At 73.2% G+C, this 21,742-nt stretch carries 22 protein-coding genes; all 22 read right to left on the bottom strand.

The features are described 5' to 3' along the window. Nucleotides 1–21 precede the first annotated feature (21 nt). The 22 genes from ACIOFR_RS16865 to dop all read right to left on the bottom strand — a co-directional run bounded on the left by ACIOFR_RS16865 (nucleotide 22) and on the right by dop (nucleotide 21,459). Nucleotides 22–732, bottom strand: a complete 711-nt coding sequence (locus tag ACIOFR_RS16865; RefSeq protein WP_400997480.1) for a GntR family transcriptional regulator — start codon at nucleotides 730–732, stop codon at nucleotides 22–24. Between the two features lie 65 nt (nucleotides 733–797). Next, nucleotides 798–1,721 carry an ornithine cyclodeaminase family protein gene (locus ACIOFR_RS16860; protein ID WP_400997478.1) on the bottom strand — a complete coding sequence of 308 codons (924 nt, stop codon included), beginning with the start codon at nucleotides 1,719–1,721 and terminating at the stop codon, nucleotides 798–800. Beyond that, the gene (locus ACIOFR_RS16855; protein WP_400997476.1) at nucleotides 1,721–2,779 is read right to left on the bottom strand and encodes a proline racemase family protein; all 1,059 of its coding nucleotides are present in this window, start codon (nucleotides 2,777–2,779) and stop codon (nucleotides 1,721–1,723) included. Before ACIOFR_RS16855 ends, ACIOFR_RS16860 begins: the two co-directional genes overlap by 1 nt. Beyond that, nucleotides 2,776–4,155, bottom strand: a complete 1,380-nt coding sequence (locus ACIOFR_RS16850) for an aldehyde dehydrogenase family protein (protein WP_400997474.1) — start codon at nucleotides 4,153–4,155, stop codon at nucleotides 2,776–2,778. The genes ACIOFR_RS16855 and ACIOFR_RS16850 overlap by 4 nt, the downstream gene beginning before the upstream one ends. 64 nt (nucleotides 4,156–4,219) lie before the next feature. Beyond that, the gene (locus ACIOFR_RS16845; RefSeq protein WP_400997471.1) at nucleotides 4,220–5,221 is read right to left on the bottom strand and encodes a proline racemase family protein; all 1,002 of its coding nucleotides are present in this window, start codon (nucleotides 5,219–5,221) and stop codon (nucleotides 4,220–4,222) included. A 106-nt stretch (nucleotides 5,222–5,327) separates the two neighbouring features. After that, a complete protein-coding gene (locus ACIOFR_RS16840) occupies nucleotides 5,328–6,191 on the bottom strand; it encodes a dihydrodipicolinate synthase family protein (RefSeq protein ID WP_400997975.1) in 864 nt (287 codons plus the stop codon). A 155-nt stretch (nucleotides 6,192–6,346) separates the two neighbouring features. Further along, the gene (locus ACIOFR_RS16835) at nucleotides 6,347–7,810 is read right to left on the bottom strand and encodes an FAD-dependent oxidoreductase (RefSeq protein WP_400997469.1); all 1,464 of its coding nucleotides are present in this window, start codon (nucleotides 7,808–7,810) and stop codon (nucleotides 6,347–6,349) included. After that, nucleotides 7,791–8,120 (bottom strand): (2Fe-2S)-binding protein, encoded by a 330-nt coding sequence (locus ACIOFR_RS16830; RefSeq protein ID WP_400997467.1) that lies wholly within the window; start codon nucleotides 8,118–8,120, stop codon nucleotides 7,791–7,793. Before ACIOFR_RS16830 ends, ACIOFR_RS16835 begins: the two co-directional genes overlap by 20 nt. Continuing rightward, nucleotides 8,117–9,292 carry an NAD(P)/FAD-dependent oxidoreductase gene (locus ACIOFR_RS16825; RefSeq protein WP_400997464.1) on the bottom strand — a complete coding sequence of 392 codons (1,176 nt, stop codon included), beginning with the start codon at nucleotides 9,290–9,292 and terminating at the stop codon, nucleotides 8,117–8,119. The genes ACIOFR_RS16830 and ACIOFR_RS16825 overlap by 4 nt, the downstream gene beginning before the upstream one ends. A gap of 124 nt (nucleotides 9,293–9,416) precedes the next feature. After that, nucleotides 9,417–10,352 (bottom strand): twin-arginine translocase subunit TatC, encoded by a 936-nt coding sequence (gene tatC, locus ACIOFR_RS16820; protein ID WP_400997462.1) that lies wholly within the window; start codon nucleotides 10,350–10,352, stop codon nucleotides 9,417–9,419. 181 nt (nucleotides 10,353–10,533) lie between these two features. Beyond that, nucleotides 10,534–10,719 carry a hypothetical protein gene (locus tag ACIOFR_RS16815; protein WP_400997459.1) on the bottom strand — a complete coding sequence of 62 codons (186 nt, stop codon included), beginning with the start codon at nucleotides 10,717–10,719 and terminating at the stop codon, nucleotides 10,534–10,536. 10 nt (nucleotides 10,720–10,729) lie between these two features. After that, nucleotides 10,730–10,960, bottom strand: coding sequence for a hypothetical protein (locus ACIOFR_RS16810; RefSeq protein ID WP_400997457.1), 231 nt, complete (start codon nucleotides 10,958–10,960; stop codon nucleotides 10,730–10,732). A 6-nt stretch (nucleotides 10,961–10,966) separates the two neighbouring features. Then, nucleotides 10,967–11,923 carry a helix-turn-helix transcriptional regulator gene (locus tag ACIOFR_RS16805; RefSeq protein WP_400997454.1) on the bottom strand — a complete coding sequence of 319 codons (957 nt, stop codon included), beginning with the start codon at nucleotides 11,921–11,923 and terminating at the stop codon, nucleotides 10,967–10,969. 4 nt (nucleotides 11,924–11,927) lie between these two features. Further along, complete coding sequence (locus ACIOFR_RS16800; RefSeq protein WP_400997451.1) at nucleotides 11,928–12,899, bottom strand: helix-turn-helix transcriptional regulator; 972 nt, start codon at nucleotides 12,897–12,899, stop codon at nucleotides 11,928–11,930. A gap of 145 nt (nucleotides 12,900–13,044) precedes the next feature. After that, the gene (locus tag ACIOFR_RS16795) at nucleotides 13,045–13,416 is read right to left on the bottom strand and encodes an FKBP-type peptidyl-prolyl cis-trans isomerase (protein ID WP_400997449.1); all 372 of its coding nucleotides are present in this window, start codon (nucleotides 13,414–13,416) and stop codon (nucleotides 13,045–13,047) included. A 153-nt stretch (nucleotides 13,417–13,569) separates the two neighbouring features. Further along, nucleotides 13,570–14,850 (bottom strand): FKBP-type peptidyl-prolyl cis-trans isomerase, encoded by a 1,281-nt coding sequence (locus ACIOFR_RS16790; protein ID WP_400997447.1) that lies wholly within the window; start codon nucleotides 14,848–14,850, stop codon nucleotides 13,570–13,572. Nucleotides 14,851–14,967: 117 nt separating this feature from the next. Next, entirely contained in the window at nucleotides 14,968–15,954 is a 987-nt protein-coding gene (locus ACIOFR_RS16785) for an FKBP-type peptidyl-prolyl cis-trans isomerase (protein WP_400997445.1), read from the bottom strand. A gap of 147 nt (nucleotides 15,955–16,101) precedes the next feature. Continuing rightward, a complete protein-coding gene (gene pafA, locus ACIOFR_RS16780) occupies nucleotides 16,102–17,463 on the bottom strand; it encodes a Pup--protein ligase (protein ID WP_400997442.1) in 1,362 nt (453 codons plus the stop codon). Nucleotides 17,464–17,607: 144 nt separating this feature from the next. Beyond that, entirely contained in the window at nucleotides 17,608–18,438 is an 831-nt protein-coding gene (prcA, locus tag ACIOFR_RS16775) for a proteasome subunit alpha (protein ID WP_400997439.1), read from the bottom strand. A 36-nt stretch (nucleotides 18,439–18,474) separates the two neighbouring features. After that, nucleotides 18,475–19,317 carry a proteasome subunit beta gene (gene prcB / locus ACIOFR_RS16770; RefSeq protein ID WP_400997437.1) on the bottom strand — a complete coding sequence of 281 codons (843 nt, stop codon included), beginning with the start codon at nucleotides 19,315–19,317 and terminating at the stop codon, nucleotides 18,475–18,477. Nucleotides 19,318–19,571: 254 nt separating this feature from the next. Then, nucleotides 19,572–19,790 carry a ubiquitin-like protein Pup gene (locus ACIOFR_RS16765; RefSeq protein WP_371501254.1) on the bottom strand — a complete coding sequence of 73 codons (219 nt, stop codon included), beginning with the start codon at nucleotides 19,788–19,790 and terminating at the stop codon, nucleotides 19,572–19,574. Nucleotides 19,791–19,947: 157 nt separating this feature from the next. Beyond that, a complete protein-coding gene (dop, locus tag ACIOFR_RS16760) occupies nucleotides 19,948–21,459 on the bottom strand; it encodes a depupylase/deamidase Dop (protein ID WP_400997434.1) in 1,512 nt (503 codons plus the stop codon). Between the last annotated feature and the right edge of the window lie 283 nt (nucleotides 21,460–21,742).

Below are 21,742 nucleotides of genomic sequence, written 5' to 3'. Positions count from 1 at the left end.
CTGACCCGCGGCCGCCCGGGCTCAGCGGGCGCCGAGGCGCAAGGCCGGGCGCTCCTCGACGGGGTTCCCGGCACCGGCGGCCCACAGCGAGCGGATGTGCCCGAGGTGGCGCCCCATGCACTCCTCGGCCTCGTCGGCCTGACCGGCGATCATCAGGTCGAGCAGTTCCAGGTGCTCCTCGGCGGAGGAGACCAGCTCGCCGCGCTCGTCGAGCCGGTTGAGCCCGTAGAGGCGGGAGCGCTTGCGCAGGTCGCCGACGGTCTCGACCAGGCGGGCGTTGCCGGCCAGGCCGAGCAGGTCGAGGTGGAACTGCCGGTCGGCCTCCAGGTAGCCGATCAGGTCGTGCTCGCGGGCGGCGACGACGATGGCCTGGGCCCCCGGGCGCAGCGCCTCCAGTTGCTCGCGGGTGGCGGTGCGGGCGACCCGGCCGACGGTGGGCACCTCGATCAGGGCGCGGATCTCGGTGTACTCGTCGAGGTCGCGCTCGCTGAGCTCGGTGACCCGGAAGCCCTTGTTGCGGACGGCCTCGACGAGGCCCTCGCGGGCGAGGTCGAGCATCGCCTCGCGGACGGGGGTGGCGGAGACCCCGAAGTCGGCGGCGAGGGCGGGCGCGGAGTAGACGACGCCGGGCCGCAGCTCACCGGAGATGAGTCCCGCGCGCAGTGCATGGGCGACCTGGTCTCGCAGCCGCTCCTGAACCGAGATGAGGGTGCGGGGCTTTCGGTCCGCCATGGTGTTCCTCCGGAGGTTTGCAGGACACCATTGTACAATGTCACGTTACTCAAATTGTGGAAGATTCACACGCAATCCGCGCGGCATTCGTATTGCCTGGCAGCGACTGCCAGATCCTGCCAGGCCATCCCGACGCTTTTGAAGAACCTCGGCCGGTCCGGCGGAACAACCGCCCCATCGTTCACCAGTTCCGAGAGGTTCGCAAGGGTGGCCGGAAGCCCCGCCCCGCGCTCCGAGAATGCCATCACCAGATCTCCCGCCTCACGCTCCGCGGTGGCCCTGGACTCGGTGAAAAGCGCCGACCTCCGCACCAGGGCGCCGTCCACCTCCCGGGCGTCCGGCCGGTGCGAACCGACCGCCGCCACCGCCGCGCGGTCCGGCACCAGCGAACCGTCGAACAGCGGAGTGCCGGCCGTCGTGCAGCACACCACCAGATCGGCGTCGGCGACCGCACCGGCGGCACCGCGCACCGCGGCCAGACCCAGCGAGCGCGCCCGCTCGCACAGCCGCTCGGCGGGCCCGGCGCTGCGGCTCACCACGGTGACCCGGGTCAGCGGCCGGATCGCCACCAGCGCGTCGAGGTGCCCGGCCGCCTGCGGTCCGGCGCCGAAGAGCACCAGGTGCTCCGCATCCGGCACGGCGAGGCGGTCCAGCGCCAGCGCGGTGACCGCCGGGGTGCGCAGGGCGGTCAGCGCGGCGCCGTCGAACAGCGCGAGCGGACGCAGCGTCGGGCCGTCCAGCAGCAGGTAGCTGCCGGTGATCCGGGGCAGGCCACGGCCGGGGTTGGCCGGTGCCACCCCGGCGATCTTCACCCCGACGTAGCCCGGGCCGGCGGCGGGCATCAGCAGCAGTTCGCCGGCCGGCACGGGCAGGTTGGTGCGGGCCGGGCAGTCCTCCGGGTCGAGCCCGCCGAGCAGCGCGTGCTCCAGTGCCTCGACGGCCTGCCGCGGCGTCAGGTCCAGTGCAGGGGTGGCGAGGATGTCGGTCATCAGAGCAGGAAACCCGTCCCGAGAGTGTCGTACGGATCGAGCACGAAGCGGTGCTCGCCGGTGCGGTGGGCCGTGCCGGTGACCTCGGTGACCACCCCGTCGGGGCCCTCGGCGACCACCCGGCCGGTGAAGACCGTGCCGATGACCGACTCGTGCCGCAGCTCGCGGTCGCCCTCCCCGAGCCGGTCGCCCGCCCCGAGCCGGCTGCTCTCCCCGAGCCGGCCGTCGGCGGCGAGCAGCGCGAGCCGCGCGGAGGTGCCGGATCCGCACGGCGAGCGGTCGATCTGGCCGTCGGCGAAGACCGTGACGTTGCGCTGGTGCGGCCCGCGCGGGGTGTCCGGCAGCTCGTCGTGCAGGATCACCCCGTAGACGCCGGACAGCCTCGGGTCGGCCGGGTGGCGGGTGGCCGGCTCGTCCGCCAGCGCGGCACGGATCTCCCGTCCGGCGGCGGTGAGTTCGGGCAGCCGCCCGGTCTCGACGGCGAGCCCGAGGTCGGCGGCGCGCACCGAGGCGTAGCAGGCGCCCGCGTGGACGAGGTCCACGGCCACCGTCCCGAGGGAGGTCTCCACCCGCAGGCCGCGGGCGGCGATCCGGGCGGGCACGTTGCGGAAGGTGATCGCGGTGGTCCGCCCGCCGGCACGGTGGACGGCGGCCGAGACCCGTCCGGAGGGCACGTCGATGCGCACCCACGCGGTGCCGTCGTCGGGCGCTGCGACCAGCCCGGAGTCCACGGCCCAGGCCCCGAGCGCCATGGTGCCGTGGCCGCAGGCCGTCGAGTAGCCGTCCTTGTGCCAGAACAGCACCCCGAAGTGGGCCTCGGAGTCGTCGGCCGGCACCACGAACCCGCCGTACATCCCGGCGTGCCCGCGCGGTTCGCGGGTGAGCAGCCGCCGGACGTCGTCCAGCGCTCCGGGGCGCGGCGCGGTGGCGGTGCCGCCGGCCCCGAGCGCCACCGCGCGGCGCTCGGCGACGGTGTCGCCCGGCACCGGCGGCAGTCCCGCGGTGACGATCCGGAACGGCTCGCCGGCCGTGTGGTAGTCGACGGTGACGACGGTCATCGGGGCGTCCCGGCGGGCAGCAGGGTGACGGTCCGGCCGGAGGTGTAGAACTCCAGGGCGGCCCGGCCCTGTTCGCGGCCGCCGTAGCTGGCGGCCTTGGCGCCGGAGAACGGCAGGTGGAAGTCGACGCCGCTGGAGGGCGCGTTGACCCGGATCATCCCGGCGTCCAGCCGGTCGGCCGCGGCCAGCGCGGTGTCCAGGTCCCGGCTGTGCACCGAGGTGGCCAGGGTGTGCCGGGTGCCGTTGGCGAGCGCGATCGCCTCGTCCAGGTCGGCCGCGCGGACCAGGACCGCGAGCGGGCCGAAGAACTCCTCGGACAGCAGCGGGTGGCCCGCCGGGACGTCCTCCAGCAGGGCCGGTTCGACGAACCAGCCCGGCCGCCGCGGCCGGCCCCCGCCGGCCACCACGGTGGCGCCGGCCGCGACGGCCGACTCGACGGCACCGGTCAGGCGCAGCAGCGCGGCCTCGTTGATCACCGGCCCGCAGACCGTCGACGGCTCGCCGGGGTCGCCCGCGGCGGCGCCGGCCAGCGCCTTGGCGAGCGCCTCGCGCAGCGGCTCGTAGGCCGCCCCGACGGCGATCACCCGGCTGGTCGCGGTGCACTTCTGGCCCGCGTACCCGGCGATCGCGTTCGCCAGGTGGGCGGCGGCCTGGGCGATGTCGGCGTCCGGCAGGACCAGCGCCGCGTTCAGACCGCCCATCTCGGCCTGGACGGGGACGCCGCGCGCCGCGGTGGCGGCGATCACCGCCCGGCCGACCGCGGTCGAGCCGGTGAACGACACCACGTCGGCCGCGTCCACCAGCGCGGTGCCCTCCGCCACGCCTCCGGGGACGACGGTCAGCACGCCCTCGGGCAGTCCGGCGATCTCGGCCAGCCGCAGCGCGCAGGCGGTCGCCTCCGGCGCGGGCTTGAGCACGGCGGTGTTGCCGACGGCGAGCGCCGGGGCGGCCTTCCAGGTCGGGATCGCCAGCGGGAAGTTCCACGGGGTGATCAGCCCGGCCACGCCGTACGGGCGCCGCCGGGTCATCAACAGCCCCTGCCCGGCGGCGGGTTCGTGCAGCTCGCCGGAGGGCGCGTACGGCGCCTGCGCGTAGTGGCGCCAGATCGCGGCGGTCCTGGCCACCTCGCCGTGTGCCTCGGCGATCGGCTTGCCCACCTCGCGGACCACCAGCCGCGCCAGTTCCGCGGCGTGCGCCTCGACGGCCTCGGCGGCCCGGGTCAGGGCCGCGGAGCGGGCCGCGGCGCCCGCGCCGAGCCAGCCGGCCTGCGCGGCGCGGGCGCGTTCGACCGCGGCGGCGGTGCCGGCCGCGCCCGGGGCCTCGGCGGAGACCACCAGGTCGTCCGGGTCGGCCGGGTTGTACGAGTCGATGCTCACGGGTGAAAGCCTTTCAGGGGTTCGGGCACCGCGGCGGCGCCGTCGGGCCGGCGTCGTCGCCCGGTCAGAGCAGGAAGCCCGCCGGGAACGGGTCCTCGGGGTCGAGGAAGTACTGCGCGGTGCCGGTGATCCAGGCCCGGCCGGTGACGGTCGGGACGACCGCGGGCAGCCCGGCCACCGTGGTCTCCTCGACCAGCCGCCCGGTGAAGGTGGTCCCGATGAAGGAGTCGTTGCGGAAGTCCCGGTGCAACGGGAGCTCGCCGCGGGCGTGCAGCTGCGCCATCCGGGCGGAGGTGCCGGTCCCGCAGGGCGACCGGTCGAACCAGCCGGGGTGGATGGCCATCGCGTGCCGCGAGTGCTCGGCGGTGGAGCCCGGGGCGAGGAGCTGGACGTGGTGGCAGCTGTGGATGGACGGGTCCTCGGGGTGGACCGGGCGGTCGGCGGCGTTGATCGCCTCCATCACCGCCAGGCCGGCGTCCAGGATGTCCTGCTTGCGCTCGCGCTCGAACGGCAGCCCGAGGTCGGCGAGCGGCAGCACGGCGTAGAAGTTGCCGCCGTAGGCGAGGTCGTAGGTGACGGCGCCGAAACCGGGCACCTCCACCTTGCGGTCCAGCGCGACCGAGTACGCGGGCACGTTGCGGATGGTGACCGCCTTGGCCGCGCCCCCCTCGACCCGCACCTCGGCGACCACCAGGCCGGCCGGGGTGTCCAGCCGCACGGTGGTGACCGGTTCGACCACCTCCACCATGCCGGTCTCGACCAGGACGGTGGCCACGCCGATGGTGCCGTGGCCGCACATCGGCAGCAGCCCGGAGACCTCGATGTAGAGCACCCCGAAGTCGGCGTCCGGCCGGGTCGGCGGCTGCAGGATCGCCCCGCTCATCGCCGCGTGGCCGCGCGGCTCGTACATCAGCAGGGTGCGGAAGTGGTCCAGGTGCTGCTGGAAGTGGACCCGGCGCTCGGCCATGGTGCTGCCGGGGATGGTGCCGAACCCGCCGGTGACGACCCGGGTCGGCATGCCCTCGGTGTGCGAGTCGACGGCGTGGAAGACGTGGCGGCTGCGCATGGGTGCGAGTACTCCCTCGTACGGGAACTGGGCCTGGACGGTACCCGGGGACGCGCCCCGGCGGGGCGGGCCGGCTGTCCCCGCAGCCGGCCGCGCCGACGGCGCGCTACGCGAGACCCTCGGCGAGCGCCTTCTCGGTGGCGGCCCGCACGGCGGCCTCGATCTCCGCGGAGAGCGGGGCGCGCGGCGGGCGGACCGGGCCGCCGGGGCGGCCGGCGAGGTCCATCGAGAGCTTGATCGCCTGGACGAACTCGGTCTTGGAGTCCCAGCGCAGCAGCGAGTGCAGCGCCCTGTAGAGCGGCAGCGCGGTGGCCAGGTCCCCGGCCACCGCGGCGTGGTACAGGGTGGCACCGGCCTGCGGCAGCGCGTTCGGGTAGCCGGCGATCCAGCCGACGGCGCCGGCCAGGGCCAGCTCCAGCAGCACGTCGTCGGCGCCGATCAGCAGGTCGAGGCCGGGGGCCAGTTCGGCGATCTCGTACGCCCGGCGGACGTCGCCGCTGAACTCCTTGACCGCGACGATCGAGCCGGCCGCGTGCAGCTGCGCGAGCAGCTCGGGAACGAGGTCGACCTTGGTGTCGATCGGGTTGTTGTAGGCGACGACGGGCAGGCCGGCCCGGGCGACCTCGGCGTAGTGCGCGCGGACGGACGCGGCGTCGGCCCGGAAGGCGTTCGGCGGCAGCAGCAGCACCGAGCCGGCGCCGGCCTCGGCGGCCTGCTCGGCCCAGCGGCGGGACTCGGCGCTGCCGTAGGCGGCGACGCCGGGCATCACCCGGGCGCCGTCGCCGGCGGCCTCGACGGCGACCTCGACGACGCGGGCGCGCTCCTCGTCGGTGAGGGTCTGGTACTCGCCGAGCGAACCGTTCGGCACCACGCCGTCGCAGCCGTTGGCGATCAGCCAGCGGACGTGGTCGGCGTAGGCGTCGTAGTCGACGGAGAGGTCCGGGCGCAGCGGAAGCGTGGTGGCGACCATGATGCCGCGCCAGGGACGGGTGGGGTCATGAGGTGCGTGAGGCACGGGATTCTCCCTGAGGTGAGGTGTGACATTTTATTAGAGAGGACGGGGTGGCCACAAGGGCCACGCGCCGCCGTCCGGCCGAAAACGGGCTGAAAACCGGTCGGATCCGGTCAGGTGCTCCGCTCGCCGAGCCGCTCCAGCTGCCCGAGCGGGACGGGACAGGCCAGCGGACGGCTGTCCGCGCGGGCCTGCGGGTCACCGGCCAGGCAGGCCACCGCCGGGCCGCACATCCGGCCCTGGCACCAGCCCATCCCGGCCCGGGTGAGCAGTTTGACCGTCCTGGCGTCGCCCGCGCCGAGGTCGTCCACGGCCTCCCGGATCCGCCCGGCCGGGACCTCCTCGCAGCGACAGACGTCGGTGTCCGCCGTCAGCCAGTCCGTCCAGCCCGGGTCGGGGCGGTGCGCGGCCGCCATCAGCCCGGCGAAGGCCCGGCGGCGGTCGCGGCGGCGGAGCGCCGCGGCCGGGGCCGGCCGCCCGGCGACGGCGTGCGCTGCGAGCACGCCCTCGGCGACCGCCAGATCGGCGCCGCCGACCCCGCAGGCCTCGCCCACCGCCCAGAGGCCGGGCAGGCTGGTGCGCTGCTCGCCGTCGACGGCCAGCGCCACGGTGCCGTCGGGGGTCACCCGGGTGTCCGCACCGAGCTCGGTGGCCAGCTCGATCTGGGGGATCAGGCCGTGGCCGACCGCGACCGCGTCGCAGTCGATCCGGCGCTCGCCGCCGGGCACCGGGCGCCAGTCCCGGTCGAGCCGGGCCACCGTCACCCCGGTCACCCGGTCGTCGCCGTGCGCCTCGACCACCGCGGCGCGGCGGCGCAGCCGGACGCCGTGGCGCAGCAGTGCGGCGCCGTGCCCGGCGCCCTCGGCCAGCTTGGCCGGGTTGCCGAGCAGGGTGGGCAGGCCCCGGGCGTAGCCGAGGTAGTCGGTCGCCTCGACGATCGCGGGCACCTCGGCCCCGGCCGCGACCAGCGAGGACGCGGCGGCGAGCAGCAGCGGGCCGCTGCCGGCCACCACGATCCGCCGCCCGGGCAGCACCAGGCCTGCCTTGAGCATGGCCTGGGCGCCCCCGGCCGTGACGACACCGGGCAGCGTCCAGCCCGGGAACGGCAGCTGCCGCTCGTACGCGCCGGTGGCCAGCAGCACCTCCCGGGCCTCCACGACGGCGGCGTCCTCGGCGCCCGGGCCGACGGTGGCGTACAGCCGCCAGTACGCGCCGGGCTCGGCCGTCCAGACGTGGTGCCCGGTCAGGTACGCGATCCGGCGGTGGCCGGTGTGCGCCCGCAGCCGGGCCGAGAGGTCGGCGAAGACCGGCCACCCGTGGTGCAGCCGCTCGGGACGGGCGGCGCCGAGGCCCGGCGCGGGGTGGCGGTAGTACTGGCCGCCCGGGCGCGGTCCGGCGTCGATCAGGGCGACCGACAGGCCGTGGTCGGCGGCGGTGACGGCGGCGGCCAGACCGCCGGGGCCCGCCCCGACGACCGCGAGGTCGTAGCGGCCGGCCGGCGCGGTGCCGGCGCCCGGCGACGAGGGGTCGGACGGCGACGGGCCGAACGGCGACGGGTCAGACGGCGAGGTCGGCACGGCCGTGGCCCTCCTGGGTGGTGACGGTGTCCCCCGGCCGGGCCGGGATCAGGCAGGTGCGCTGGTTCGGCCGCCCGTTGACGGTGGCCAGGCAGTCGAAGCAGACGCCGATCCCGCAGAACGCGCCGCGCGGCCGGCCGCCGACCCGGGTGGTGCGCCAGGCGAGGATCCCCTCGGCCCAGAGCGCGGCGGCGATGGTCCGGCCCGGCAGCGCGGGCACGGGACGGCCGTCGAAGTCGATGGTGTGCGCGGGCCCCGGCTCCGCGCCGACCAGCTCGGCGGGGGTGCGCGGGGTGCGTCGGATGCTCATTGCACTCCTCCTGGGGCGGGCGGGCCCGCGAAACGGTCGGCCCGGAACGGCGTCAGGTCCAGCTCCGGCTCGGCGCCGGTGAGCTGGGCCGCGATCAGCAGGCCGGTGGCGGGGGCGAGGCCGATGCCGGCCCCCTCGTGCCCGCAGGCGTGGTGGAGCCCGGACACCCGGGGGTCGGCGCCGATGGCCGGCAGGTGGTCCGGCAGGTACGGCCGGAAGCCGCGGTAGGCGCGCTGGACGGCGACCGTGCGCAGCACCGGGAAGAGCGCCGCGGCGTTGGCGGCCAGCCGGTGCAGGACCTCGACCGACAGGGTGCGGTCGAAGCCGACGCGTTCGCGGCTGGCTCCGATCAGCACCGGGCCGCCGGGGGTGCCCTCGACCACGGCGGAGGTCTGCAGGGCGGCGGAGCCGCTGGCCACGTCGGCGACGTAGTCGGCGGCGTAGACCTTGTGCCGGACGATCCTCGGCAGCGGTTCGGTGACCAGGACGAATCCGCGCCGGGGCAGTACCGGCAGGTCGACCCCGGCGAGCCGGGCGAGTTCGCCGCCCCAGGTTCCGGCGGCGTTGACCAGCGCCGGGGCGTCCAGGGTGCGGCGGTCGGTGGTGACACCGAGCACCGAGCCGTCGGGCCGGGTGCGGACGGTGTGCACCGCCTCGCCGAGGAAGAGCTCGGCGCCGCGCCGGCGGGCGGCCCGCAGCAGGTGGGCGGCGGCCAGCGCGGGCTGGACCTGGGCGTCCTGCGGGTAGTGGAAGCCGCCGGCCAGGCCGGGGGCGAGGTGCGGTTCCAGCTCGTGCAGCTCGTCGCCCTTGACCTCCGAGGCCCGCACCCCGGCCGCGGCCTGCGCGGCCGCGAAGGCGCGCAGCTGTGCGAGGCCCGGCGGGCCGGCGGCGACCACCAGGCCGCCCTTGGGCTCGTACTCGGCGGCGGCGCCCACGGTGTCGGCGAGCTCGCGCCACAGCCGGGTGGAGAGCAGGGCGAGGTCGAGCTCGGGCCCGGGCTCCTTGTCGGAGACCAGCAGGTTGCCCTCGCCGGCGCCGGTGGTGCCGCCGGCCACCGGGCCGCGGTCGACGACGGCGACCCGCAGGCCGGCCCGGGTGGCGTAGTAGGCGCAGGCGGCGCCGACGACGCCGGCGCCGATCACCACGACGTCGTGGGGGGATCGCATGGACACGGCAGTAATATGTCACATGGTCAAGGGCCTGCCAAGACGGCCCGCCCGATCCGCGCGCCGCACGGCGAAGGCCCCGGCCCGCCGGTGGCGGAACGGGGCCTCGGCCGCACGGTTCGAGGACCGGTCAGGTGATGTCGTCCATCTGCTCGTGCCGGGCGGCCGGCACCGGCGCCGAGGCCTCCGGCGCGGCCGAGGCGGCCACCGGGCCCGCACCCTCCACCACGTCCACCGAGAGGTCGAGGTGCGAGGCCTCGTCGTCGTCCAGCCCGGCGTCCGGGTTGTTGCGCAGCTTGCGCCGGTCGTTGAGCAGTGCGATGCCGACGGCCAGGAAGTACAGGGCCCAGATCGGGGCGGCCAGCGCCAGCATCGTGAGCGGGTCGGCGCTCGGGGTGGCGAAGGCCGCGAAGACGGTGATGCCCATGACCATCGCCCGCCACCAGCCGAGCAGCCGCTTGCCGGTGAGCACGCCGACGAGGTTCAGCATCACCAGGAACAGCGGGAACTCGAAGCCCAGCCCGAACACCACCACCATCCTGGTGACCACGTCGAGGTAGTCCTCGACCGGCAGGATGTTGGTGACCTTGTCCGCCGTGAACGAGATCAGCATCTGCGCGGTGACCGGCATGACCAGGTACGCGAACGCCGCGCCGGCCAGGAACAGCGGGGTGCCCGCCGCCAGGAAGCCCAGCGAGTACCGGCGCTCGTGCTTGTGCAGGCCCGGCGAGACGAACTGCCAGAGCTGGTACAGCCACACCGGGGTGGCCGCCACCAGGCCGGCCGTGAGGCTGACCTTGAGCACCAGGTTGAACGGGGTCAGCAGACCGATGTTGACGATGCTCGCGCAGTTGGTGTCGCCCGGCAGCGGCTTGTTGTCCGGGCCGCACCGGGGCAGCGGCGCCGACAGGAAGTCGATCAGCTCTTTGTTGAAGTACACGGCGACGGCCGTGAACACGAGGATCGCCAGGACCGACTTCACCAGCCGGCTGCGCAGCTCGCGCAGGTGGTCCGCGAGGGCCATCCGGCCCTCGGGGTCCTTGGGTGCTTTGGAAGACTTGCTCAACCCAGGTCCTCGAACTCGTGCGAGGAGACCCGCCGGGCGGCGGGCCCCCGTGCTGATCCGCCGTCAGCTCGGCCATTTCCGGGTACTGCCCTGTTGCGGGCGATGGTAGCCGCTGCCGGTATCGGCCCGGCAACCGCCCGGCGACCCGGACCGGCCCCTCCCGCACCGCAGGGGCCGTGTCCTAGAGGGTAACCCGCCCGGTGGGGCCGCCGGCCAGGTCCTCGGCGGCCACGGCCAGGGCGCGGGAGGCCGTGTCGACCTCCCGGGCCAGCGCCCGGACGTCCAGCCAGAGCCGGCAGGCGAGCACACCGAGCACGAGCAGGCCCGCGGTGGCCGCCAGCACGGCCGCGACAATGATCCACTGCATGGCGCCGAGCCTATCCCTCCACCCGCAGCAGCCGCATGGTCCGCACCCCGGCGGCGGTCAGCGCCGCGACGATCTTCTCACCGGCGGTCTTGCGCACCGCCGCACCGCAGGACGGACAGGTGAAGCTGTAGAAGGTCCGCTCCGCGGAGGCCCCCAGGGCCAGCCGGAACTCGGCGACCGCCAGCTCGACCTTCTCCCGGCACTGGGAGCAGTAGACCTTGAATCTGGTGCCCTCCCCCACCCCGGATCAGCCCTGCCCGTCCCGGTAGGCGTCCAGTGCGGCCAGGGCCGCGGCGCGGGCCTGCTCGGCCGGCTCCGCCGGGGAGACGATCCGGCCGTCCCGGCCGAGCCGCAGGGCCAGCGGCCGCAGGCCCGACGGGTCGGCGCTGCGCAGGGTGATCCGCAGACCGCCGTCGGGCAGCTCCTCGGCGCTGTCGTGGGTGTAGTACTCGGCCACCCAGCGCCCGCCGGGGCCGACCTCCACGACCACCTCGGGGTCGTCGGCGGCCGGGTTGACCAGGCCCGCCGACAGGTCGCGCGGCTGCAGCCGGGGAGGGTTGGCGGGCTCGTCGAGCACCTTGATCTCGGCCACCCGGTCCAGCCGGAAGATCCGCCGGTCCTCGGAGGTCCGGCACCAGCCCTCCAGGTAGGTGTGGCCCTCGGTGACCAGCCGGATCGGGTCGACCTCGCGCTCGGTCATCCCGCCGCGCCCGTGCGACCAGTAGCGCAGCCAGATCAGCCGGCCCTCGCTGAGCGCCCGGTCGATGTCGGCGAAGACCTGGCCCTCGGCCTCGAAGGTCACCCCGACCCGGGCGCTGGACTCGGCGCTCTCGCCGGCCGCGTCCTCGATCTTCGCGACGGCACGGGTGAGCGCCTGCCGGTCCCGCTCACGCAGGCCGGGCAGACCGGCCACCGCACGGGCCGCCACCAGCAGGGCGGTCGCCTCGTCGGCGGCCAGCCGCAGCGGCTGGGCGACGTCGTCGACGTTGTGCCACCAGATCCGCTCGCCGTCGGTGTCGATGTCCAGCAGGTCGCCGCCGCGGAAGCTGGTGCCGCACATCGGCAGCACGTTCAGGTCGCCGATCAGCTCGCGCTCGGTGATGCCGAAGGCACGCGCCACCTCGGCCACCTCGGCCCCGGGGCGCTCGCGCAGGTAGGTGACCAGGGAGAGCATCCGCCGGGTCTGGTCGATCGCGTTGCTCATGGCCTTACTCCCCCTCGGCGAGACCGGCCACCGCGCGCAGCCGGTCGATGACGTCGGCCCGCAGGTCGTCCGGGCCCAGCACCACGACGTCCGGCCCGAACTCGGCCAGGTCGGCGCCCAGCCCGTGGCCGTACGGGATCTCCAGCTCGTCCCACTGCTCGTCCAGGCGGTGGCTGCTCAGCGCCTTGGTGCGGAGCGGGAAGGCCGCGCCGCGGCGCAGCCGGACGGTGGCGGTGCTGGTCGCGCCCTCCCCGGCGAAGCGGGCCACGTACGCCCGGACGTCGACGTGCTCGGGCACGGTGCCGGTGAACTCGCCGGCCCGCGAGCGGACCTTGCCGGTGATCCGGCTGAGCCGGAAGACCCGGGCGTCCTGCCGGTCCCGGTCGAAGCCGGCCAGGTACCAATGGCCGCGCCAGCACTCCAGGGCCCACGGCTCGACGGCCCGCTGTTCGGCGACGGAGGCGCCGGCCTTGCGGTACTCGAAGCCGACCGGACGGCGGTCCCGGGCGGCGGTGAGCAGCGGCTCGAACGCGGCCTCGCGGGCCGGGATCCGCGGCTCCAGGGCGCTGTGCTCGGCGTCCTCGGCGAACGGGACGCCGGCCGCGCGGAGCTTCTGCAGCGCGCCGCTGGCCGCGCCGGACATCTTGGCCTGCTGCCAGACCCGGGCCGCCAGGGTCAGCGCGGCGGCCTCCTCGGCGTCCAGCGCGATCTCGGGCAGCCGGTTGCGGTCCCGGCGGGCCAGGTAGCCGATCTCGCCGTCCAGGGCGTTCTCGTCGACGTCGATGATCAGGCCGAGCTCGCGCAGGTCGTCCTTGTCCCGCTCGAACATCCGGTTGAAGGCGTCCTCGCTGCCCTGCTGCCAGGCCTCGCGGTAGGCCTCGACGGACTCGCGCAGTTCCTTCTTGGAGAGCGGACGTCTGGTGTTCATCAGGCACAGGGCCAGGTTCATCAGCCGCTCTGCCTTGGCGATCGCCATCGCGGACCTTCCTGGGAGTCTCGGCGGGACATTCTTGATCCGGCGACCTGACCGTACCGGTCCGGGCACGCTGCGCAAAAGCCGAGTCCGGGAACGCCGCAGGGGCCGCACCCCGCCGATCGGGATGCGGCCCCTGCGCGGGGGCTCAGACGCCGAGCAGGTCGACCACGAAGATCAGGGTCGAGCCGGCCGGGATGAGCGGGCTCGGCGACTGGTTGCCGTAGGCCAGGTGGGCCGGGATGACCAGCTCGCGGCGGCCGCCTACCTTCATGCCCTGGACGCCCTGGTCCCAGCCCTTGATGACGCGGCCCGCGCCGAGCGGGAAGCGGAAGGACTGGCCACGGTTCCAGGAGGCGTCGAACTCCTCGCCGGTCTCGAAGGTGACGCCCACGTAGTGGACCTCGACGACCGCGCCGGACTTGGCCTCGGCACCGTCACCGACGACGATGTCGCGGATCTGGAGGTCCTTCGGCGCGTCGCCGACCGGGAAGTCGATCTCCGGCTTGCTGATGCTCACAACAGACTCTTCTCGTTCGCTGATAGACACATGACACGGCGGCAGCCGCCCGCGCCGAGGTCCTTTCCAGGACCACGGTACGACCGGCTGCCACCCGTCGAAGTCAGGCCCGGCCGCGAGTTGCCCCGCGCCCGGTCACCCGATCATTATCGCTCAGCTGCCGCCACCGACGCCGGCGTCCAGGATGTCCACCACGAAGACCAGGGTGGAGTTGGCCGGAATGCCTTCCTTCGCCTGGTCCTTGTAGGCCAGCGCGGCGGGGATCACCAGCTCGACCCGGCTGCCGATGGTCTGGCCGACGAGGCCCTTGTCCCAGCCCTCGATGACATTGCCGCCACCGGTGACGAAGGTGAAGGCCTGCCCGCGGTCCAGCGAGGAGTCGAACTTCTTGCCGTCCTTGAAGAGCGCGCCGGTGTACTGGACGAGGACGCCCTCACCGGTCTCGACCTTGCGGCCCTTGCCCTGGATCAGCACCGCGGACTTCAGCTCGGTCGGGTCGGCCGCGCCGGGGACCGGGGTGATCTCGGCGGCCTTCTTGCCGTTGTCCTTGACCTTCGGGAAGTCCGACGGCGGGGCGATCACGTCACCGCTGACCACCGCGTCCTGCGCGTTGGCGTTGCGGATGTCGATCACGAAGACCAGGTTGTCGGTCGGCCCGACGCCCATGCCCTGGCTGCCCTGGTCGCGGAAGGCGGCGGCCGGCGGGGCCACCACCAGCAGCCGGGTACCGACCTTGTGGCCGGTGACGGCCGCGTCCAGCGCGGGGATCAGCTGGCCGCCGTCGGCCTGGAAGAGCTGCGGCTTGCCACCCTCGTACGAGCCCTGGATCTCCTTGCCGGTGCTCCAGTTCATCGCGGTGAAGTCGGCGGTGACCCAGTTGCTCTTGTCGACCTTCGCACCGGTGCCCGGGATCAGCTCCTTGACCACGAAGGTGCCGTCGGACGCCTCCTTGGGCAGCTCGATGGTGGCCTTCTTGCCGAACTCGCCGGTGACCGTCGGCAGCACCTTGGCGCTGTCCTTGATCGGCGGCACCGGGGCCTCGGTCGGCGTCGGCGCGGCGGTCGGCGCGGAGTCCGGCTTGGCGGCGTTGCTCTTGGAGTCCGGCTTGTTCGCCAGGTACAGCGTGACGCCGCTGCCGATCAGCAGCAGGGCCAGTACCGTGCCGAGGATCACACCGAGCCGGCCCACCCCGGGCGGGTTCTCGTTGTAGCCGGCCTCGGAGATCTCCTGCCGGCGCTTGGTGGAGGCGAACACCTGCGGCTGCTCGTCCTCCTTGGGCGCGGCGGGGGCGGCGGGGGCCTGGCCCCAGCCGGCCTGCTGGGCCAGGATCGACGGCGGCACGACGATCGACTCGCGGTCGGGCGATGCCGCGCCGGGGCCGACCGCGCCGTTCGCGGTGCCCGCCTCGCCCGGGCTCGACGCTTTCTCAGACATGACTCCCCAATTCATCTCGCCCGACGACAGGTACCAACTGCGGAAGGGCAGCAGTATGTCAGGTCACCATGAGGACGGACGTTCAGGTTCACCGAACGTCCGCCCGACTCCATGGGATCAGACCGCCGCAAGAATGTCGATCACGAAGACCAGCGTGGAGTTCGCCGGAATCGCGCCGCTGGCCTTGTCCCCGTAACCGAGTGACGGCGGCACCACCAGCAGCAGCCGGCTGCCCACGGTCTGGCCGACCAGCGCCTGGTCCCAGCCCTTGATCAGGCTGCCGGTGCCGACCTGCAGCGCCTGCGCGCCGCCGTGGCTCCAGGAGGAGTCGAACTGCTTGCCGTCCGCCCAGACCACGCCGGTGTACTGCACCAGCAGGGTCTGCCCGGAGGTGACCTCCTTGCCGTCCCCCTTGACCAGGACGAAGGTCTGCAGCTCCGTCGGCGCCGGCTGCCCGGCCGGGACGGTGATCGTCGGGGCGGCCTTGCCGTTGTCCTTCACCTGCGGCATGTTGGCCGGCGGCTCGGTGATCGCACCGGTGATGGTCGAGTCCTGCGGCACGCTCTGCATGATGTCCAGCACGAACACCACCGTGTCGTCCTTGCCGACCCCCAGCGCGGCGTTGCCTGCGCTGCCGAAGCCGGCCGCAGGCGGGGCGACCACCAGCAGCCGGCTGCCCACCTTCTTGTCCAGCACGCTCTGGTCGAAGGCCGGCACCAGCCCGCCACTGCCCGCCTGGTAGAGCTGCGGCTTGCTGCCGGGGTCGTAGGAGCTGGGCAGGTCCTTGCCGGTGGTCCAGTCCTTGGCCGTGTAGTTCACGGTGACCCAGTCGCCCTTGGCCACCGTCGCACCGCTGCCCTCGGAGACCGTGTTCACCACGAACTGCCCGCTCGGCTGGCCCGCGGGGAGGGTGATGGTGGCCTTGCTGCCGAACGAGCCCTCCACCGTCGGCATCGGGTCGGCCGAGGTCACCGGGCTCGGTACCGCCACCGGCGACAGGGCCGTCGCGGACGGCGAGGAGCCCCCCGAGGATCCGGACCCGCTGCTGCAGGCGGCCAGCAGCACGGCGAGGGGCACGACGAGGAGACCGGCGATTCTGCGCATGATCCTGAGCTTATGGCCCGATTCGCCCCGGATGTCGGAGACACAAGGGCAACACCCCGGGCCGGGCCCCACCACGGCACGGCGCGGGGGCGGTGCCCGGACCGTCCGTCCGTCCACCGCCCCCGCGCCGAGGCCGGGCCGCGCCGGTCACATGCCGGCGATCAGCTTCTCCACCCGCTCGTCCACCGAACGGAACGGGTCCTTGCAGAGCACCGTGCGCTGCGCCTGGTCGTTCAGCTTCAGGTGCACCCAGTCGACCGTGAAGTCCCGGCGCTGCTCCTGGGCCCGGCGGATGAAGTCGCCGCGCAGCCGGGCCCGGGTGGTCTGCGGGGGCACCGACTTGGCCTCGAAGGTCTTCAGGTCGGTGGTCACCCGCTGTGCCTGCCCCTTGTTCTGGAGCAGGTAGAACAGGCCGCGCCGGCGGTGGATGTCGTGGTACGCCAGGTCGATCTGGGCGACCCGCGGGTTCGACATGGTCATCTGGTGCTTCTCGCGGTACCGCTCGATCAGCTTGTACTTCATGATCCAGTCGATCTCGTTGCCGACCCTGGCGAGGTCCTCGGTGCGGACCGCCTCCAGCGTGCGGCCCCACAGGTCGAGCACCCGGGCGATGGTGCCGGTGTTCAGACCCTTGCGGTCGGCGAACTCCAGCGCCTTGGTGTAGTACTCCTCCTGGATGTCGAGCGCGCTCGCCTCCCGGCCGTTGGCCAGGCGCACCTGGTGGGTGCCGGTGAGGTCGTGGCTGACCTCCCGGATCGCCCGGATCGGGTTCTCCAGGGTGAGGTCGCGCATCACCACACCGGCCTCGATCAGGCGCAGCACCAGGTCGGTCGCGCCCACCTTGAGCAGGGTGGTGGTCTCCGACATGTTGGAGTCGCCGACGATCACGTGCAGCCGGCGGTACCGCTCGGCGTCGGCGTGCGGCTCGTCGCGGGTGTTGATGATCGGACGGGACCGGGTGGTGGCCGAGCTGACCCCCTCCCAGATGTGCTCGGCCCGCTGGCTGACGCAGAACACCGCGCCCCGGGGGGTCTGCAGCACCTTGCCGGCCCCGCAGATCAGCTGGCGGGTCACCAGGAACGGGATCAGCACGTCGGCCAGCCGGGAGAACTCTCCGTGTCGGGCCACCAGGTAGTTCTCGTGGCAGCCGTAGGAGTTGCCGGCCGAGTCGGTGTTGTTCTTGAAGAGGTAGACGTCGCCGGCGATGCCCTCCTCGTGCAGGCGCCGCTCGGCGTCCACCAGCAGGCCTTCGAGGATCCGTTCGCCGGCCTTGTCGTGCGTCACCAGCTCGGTGACGTCATCGCATTCGGGAGTGGCGTACTCGGGGTGCGAGCCCACGTCGAGGTAGAGGCGTGCACCGTTGCGCAGGAACACATTGCTGCTGCGGCCCCAGGAAACTACGCGGCGGAAGAGGTACCTGGCCACCTCGTCCGGAGACAGACGCCGTTGTCCCCGAAACGTACACGTGACACCGTACTCGTTCTCCAGCCCGAAAATTCGGCGGTCCATGAGGCATCTTTTCTCTTCTCGGGGCCTTTCGAAACCCACTGCGACGATGCCAATCCGATCACGGCGAACCGTCAAATCCCCGGAGGCGCACGTGAATCCCGTACGGCGCGCAGACACGCGCCGTACGGGATTCACGCCGCCGGGTCACTCCCCGGCGGAGTCCTCCGGGGTGCTCTCCGCCGGGCTCGCCCCGGCGTCCTTTCCCACGTCCTTCCCTGCGTCCTTCCCTGCGCCCTTTCCGGCGGTGGCGTCGGCCTCGTCGGCCGCCGTCTCGTCGCCGCTGAGCAGCCGGGACAGCTGGCCGCCCAGGACACGCTTGAACTTGCGCTGCTGGGGGCGCTGGCGGTCCAGGACCGCCACCTCCAGCTGCTCCGGGGTCAGGGTGCGCGGGCTGCCGCCGTTGGGGTCGCGGGCGAGCGCGTCCACGGCCACCTTCAGCGCCTCGGCCAGGCCCATGCCGACCCGGTGCCGCTGGCCCAGGTAGTTGCCGATGGAGTCGGCGTTGCCGCCGACCACCACGGAGTTCTTCTCGTCGACGACCGAGCCGTCCGGGGTGAGCCGGTAGATCTGGTCGTCCTGGTCGGTGCGGCCGACCTCGGCGACGATCAGCTCGACCTCGTACGGCTTCTCGCCGACCGAGGAGAAGATGGTGCCGAGGGTCTGGGCGTAGACGTTGGCGAGCCCGCGGGCCGTCACGTCGGCCCGGTCGTAGGAGTACCCGCGCAGGTCGGCGTAGCGCACGCCGCCGATCCTGAGGTTCTCGAACTCGTTGTACCGGCCGACCGCGGCGAACGCGATCTTGTCGTAGATCTCGGACACCTTGTGCAGCGCGCGGGAGGTGTTCTCCGCGACGAACAGGATGCCGTCGGTGTAGGTGAGCACGACCACGCTGCGCCCGCGGGCGATGCCCTTGCGGGCGTACTCCGCGCGGTCCGCCATGGCCTGCTGAGGCGAGACGTAGAACGGTGTGGACACCGGTGGACCACCCCTTCCGGGTAGGAGTGCGGCGGACTAGAGGAGCGGGGCCTGCGGGCCGTTGGGGTGGTCGCGGCGGCCGGCGGTGATGGAGGCCGCGATCGCCGCCACCTCGTCGTCCGGGAGCCTGCGGAAACCGTCCTCGGTGATCACCGAGACGATCGGGTAGATGCCGCGGGCGAGGTCGGGACCGCCGGTCGCGGAGTCGTCGTCGGCCGCGTCGTAGAGCGCCTGGACGGCCAGCGTCGCGGCTTGATCGGCCGTCAGGTCGTCCCGGTACAGCTTCTTCATCGAGCCGCGGGCGAAGACCGAACCCGAACCGGTGGCGGCGAAGCCGCGCTCCTCGGAGCGTCCGCCGGTGACGTCGTAGGTGAAGATCCGGCCCCGGCCGAGGTCGAGGTCGTAGCCGGCGAAGACCGGGACCACCGCGAGGCCCTGCATCGCCATCGCGAGGTTGGACCGGATCATCGTGGTGAGCCGGTTGGCCTTGCCCTCCAGCGAGAGGACGGCGCCCTCGATCTTCTCGTAGTGCTCCAGCTCCAGCTGGAACAGCCGGACCATCTCGACCGCGAGGCCGGCGGTGCCGGCGATGCCGACCGCGCTGTACTCGTCGGCCGGGAAGACCTTCTCGATGTCGCGCTGGGCGATCACGTTGCCCATGGTCGCGCGGCGGTCACCGGCGATGACCACGCCGCCGCCGAAGACCGCCGAGACGATCGTGGTGCCGTGCGGCGCCTCGATCGTCAGCCCCGGCGGGAGCGCCCGGCCGGACGGGAGCAGGCCGGGCGAGTGCTCGGCGAGGAAGTCGATGAACGACGAGGACCCCGGGGTGAGGAAGGCAGCCGGTAGACGCCCGGTGCCACCAGTGTTGGCTTCCACACGTTTCCTTCCAGTGGACGATCATTGCAGCTGATGACCCGGACCCTACCCGCTTCCCGCCCGTGATCCACATGTCGGGCCGGTGCACTTCTCGGGTGGTCCGCCGGGCCGACGGAGGGGGCTGCGGGGGCGGGGCGCAGCGGGCCGGACAGCACGCAGCGCTGCAGACGCGATGGGCGCCTGCAGCGCTGCCCGCCCCGAATTCCCAACGGTTACGCGGTTTCGCCTGCCGAGGGAGGAATTCCCCCGGCCGGCTACTCGCCGCCCTTTTGCACGAATCCGCGGACGAAGTCCTCCGCGTTCGACTCCAGGACCTCGTCGATTTCGTCCAGCACGGCGTCGACGTCGTCGCTCAGCTTTTCCTGGCGCTCCTGGAGGTCCTCGGAGCCCTGCGCCTCCGCAGCCTGCTCCTCGACCTCCTCGGAGGAGCGGTTCGCCCGCTGCTGGCCGCCACCGGTGTCCTTACTGGCCATTTCCCTCACCCCGCTCGATCGGTCTGGCACGGCATGGTCTGCTGCTTGAGTCAGACCCTATCCACAGGGTGCGGATCCCGCCCCCATTTGAGTTCAACGCACGACGGTCCCCCGGATGATTCCCATCCGGGCGCCGTTCACCCGTGGTGATCGAAAATTACCCGCCGGAGAGCACCCGGACCAGTTCCTCCGCGGTGCGGCAGCGGTCCAGCAGCTCCTTGACGTGGTTCCGGGTGCCGCGCAGGGGCTCCATGGTGGGCACCCGCTGGAGCGAGTCCCGGCCCGGCAGGTCGAAGATCACCGAGTCCCAGGAGGCGGCCGCGACGTGCTCGGCGTACTGCTCCAGGCAGCGGCCCCGGAAGTAGGCCCGGGTGTCCTCCGGGGGCTTCAGGACGGCCCGCTGGACCTCCTCCTCGGTCAGCAGCCGCTCGAACCGGCCACGGGCCGCCAGACGGTTGTACAGGCCCTTGTCGGCGCGCACGTCGCTGTACTGCAGGTCGACCAGGTGCAGCCGGGGGTTCTCCCAGTCCAGCCCGTCGCGCTGGCGGTAGCCCTCCAGCAGCTCCTTCTTGGCGATCCAGTCGAGCTGCCGGGACAGGCTCATCGGGTCGCGCTCCAGGCGGCCGAGCACGTCCTCCCAGCGGGCCAGCACGTCCACGGTCTGGTCGTCGGCATCCTGGCCGAAGCGGTCCTCGACGTACTTGCGGGCCAGCTCGCAGTACTCCATCTGCAGCTGGACGGCGGTCAGCTTGCGGCCGCTGCGCAGGGTGATCAGGTGGTCGAGGCCGGGGTCGTGGGAGACCCGGTGCAGGGTGCGGACCGGCTGGTCGACGGCGAGGTCGACGGCGATGAAGCCGTCCTCGATCATCGACAGCACCAGCGAGGTGGTGCCCAGCTTGAGGTAGGTGGAGATCTCGGAGAGGTTGGCGTCACCGATGATCACGTGCAGCCGGCGGTACTTCTCGGCGTCGGAGTGCGGCTCGTCGCGGGTGTTGATGATGGGGCGCTTGAGCGTGGTCTCCAGGCCCACCTCGACCTCGAAGTAGTCGGCCCGCTGGCTGATCTGGAAGCCGTTGGCGGAGCCGTCCTGGCCCAGTCCGACCCGACCGGCGCCGGTGACCACCTGGCGGGAGACGAAGAACGGGGTGAGGTGGCGGACGATGTCGGCGAACGGCGTCGCCCGCTGCATCAGGTAGTTCTCATGGGTGCCGTAGGAGGCGCCCTTGTTGTCGGTGTTGTTCTTGTAGAGGTGGATCGGCTGGCCGTTCGGCAGCTCCAGGGCGCGGGCCGCCGCCTCGGCCATGATCCGCTCGCCGGCCTTGTCCCAGAGTACGGCGTCGCGCGGGTTGGTGACCTCGGGCGAGCTGTACTCGGGGTGCGCGTGGTCCACGTAGAACCGGGCGCCGTTGGTCAGGATGACGTTGGCGAGGCCGATGTCCTCGTCGGTGAGCTGGCTGGCGTCCGCGACCTCCCGAGCGAGGTCGAAGCCCCGGGCGTCGCGCAGCGGATTCTCCTCCTCGAAGTCCCAGCGGGCCCGTCGGGCCCGGTGCATCGCCGCCGCGTAGGCGTTGACGATCTGGGACGAGGTGAGCATGGCGTTGGCGTTCGGGTGGCCGGGCACGGAGATTCCGTACTCGGTCTCGATCCCCATCACGCGCCGTACGGTCATGCGGCCCTCCTTGCCCGGTACCCCGCCCCCGCCGGGCTGGGTACTGACGTACCGCTGTCTGCGCCACCGCCGGCACTGCGCCGGTGGTGGTTCGAGCTTGGCCCCGCCCCCTGCGGCAGGGCCCCGAGACACGCCGTCCGGCCGCGGGGCCCGCAGGCACCGCAGCCGGACGGAGGGTGACCGCCGCTTACAGGTACTGCCCCGTGTTGGCGACAGTGTCGATGGAGCGGCCGGACTCGGCGCCCTGCTTGCCGGTGACCAGGGTGCGGATGAAGACGATCCG

The sequence above is a fragment of the Kitasatospora sp. NPDC088346 genome, assembly GCF_044740765.1.
Classification (GTDB): Bacteria; Actinomycetota; Actinomycetes; order Streptomycetales; family Streptomycetaceae; genus Kitasatospora.
This window is presented reverse-complemented; position numbering and strand designations above follow the sequence as displayed.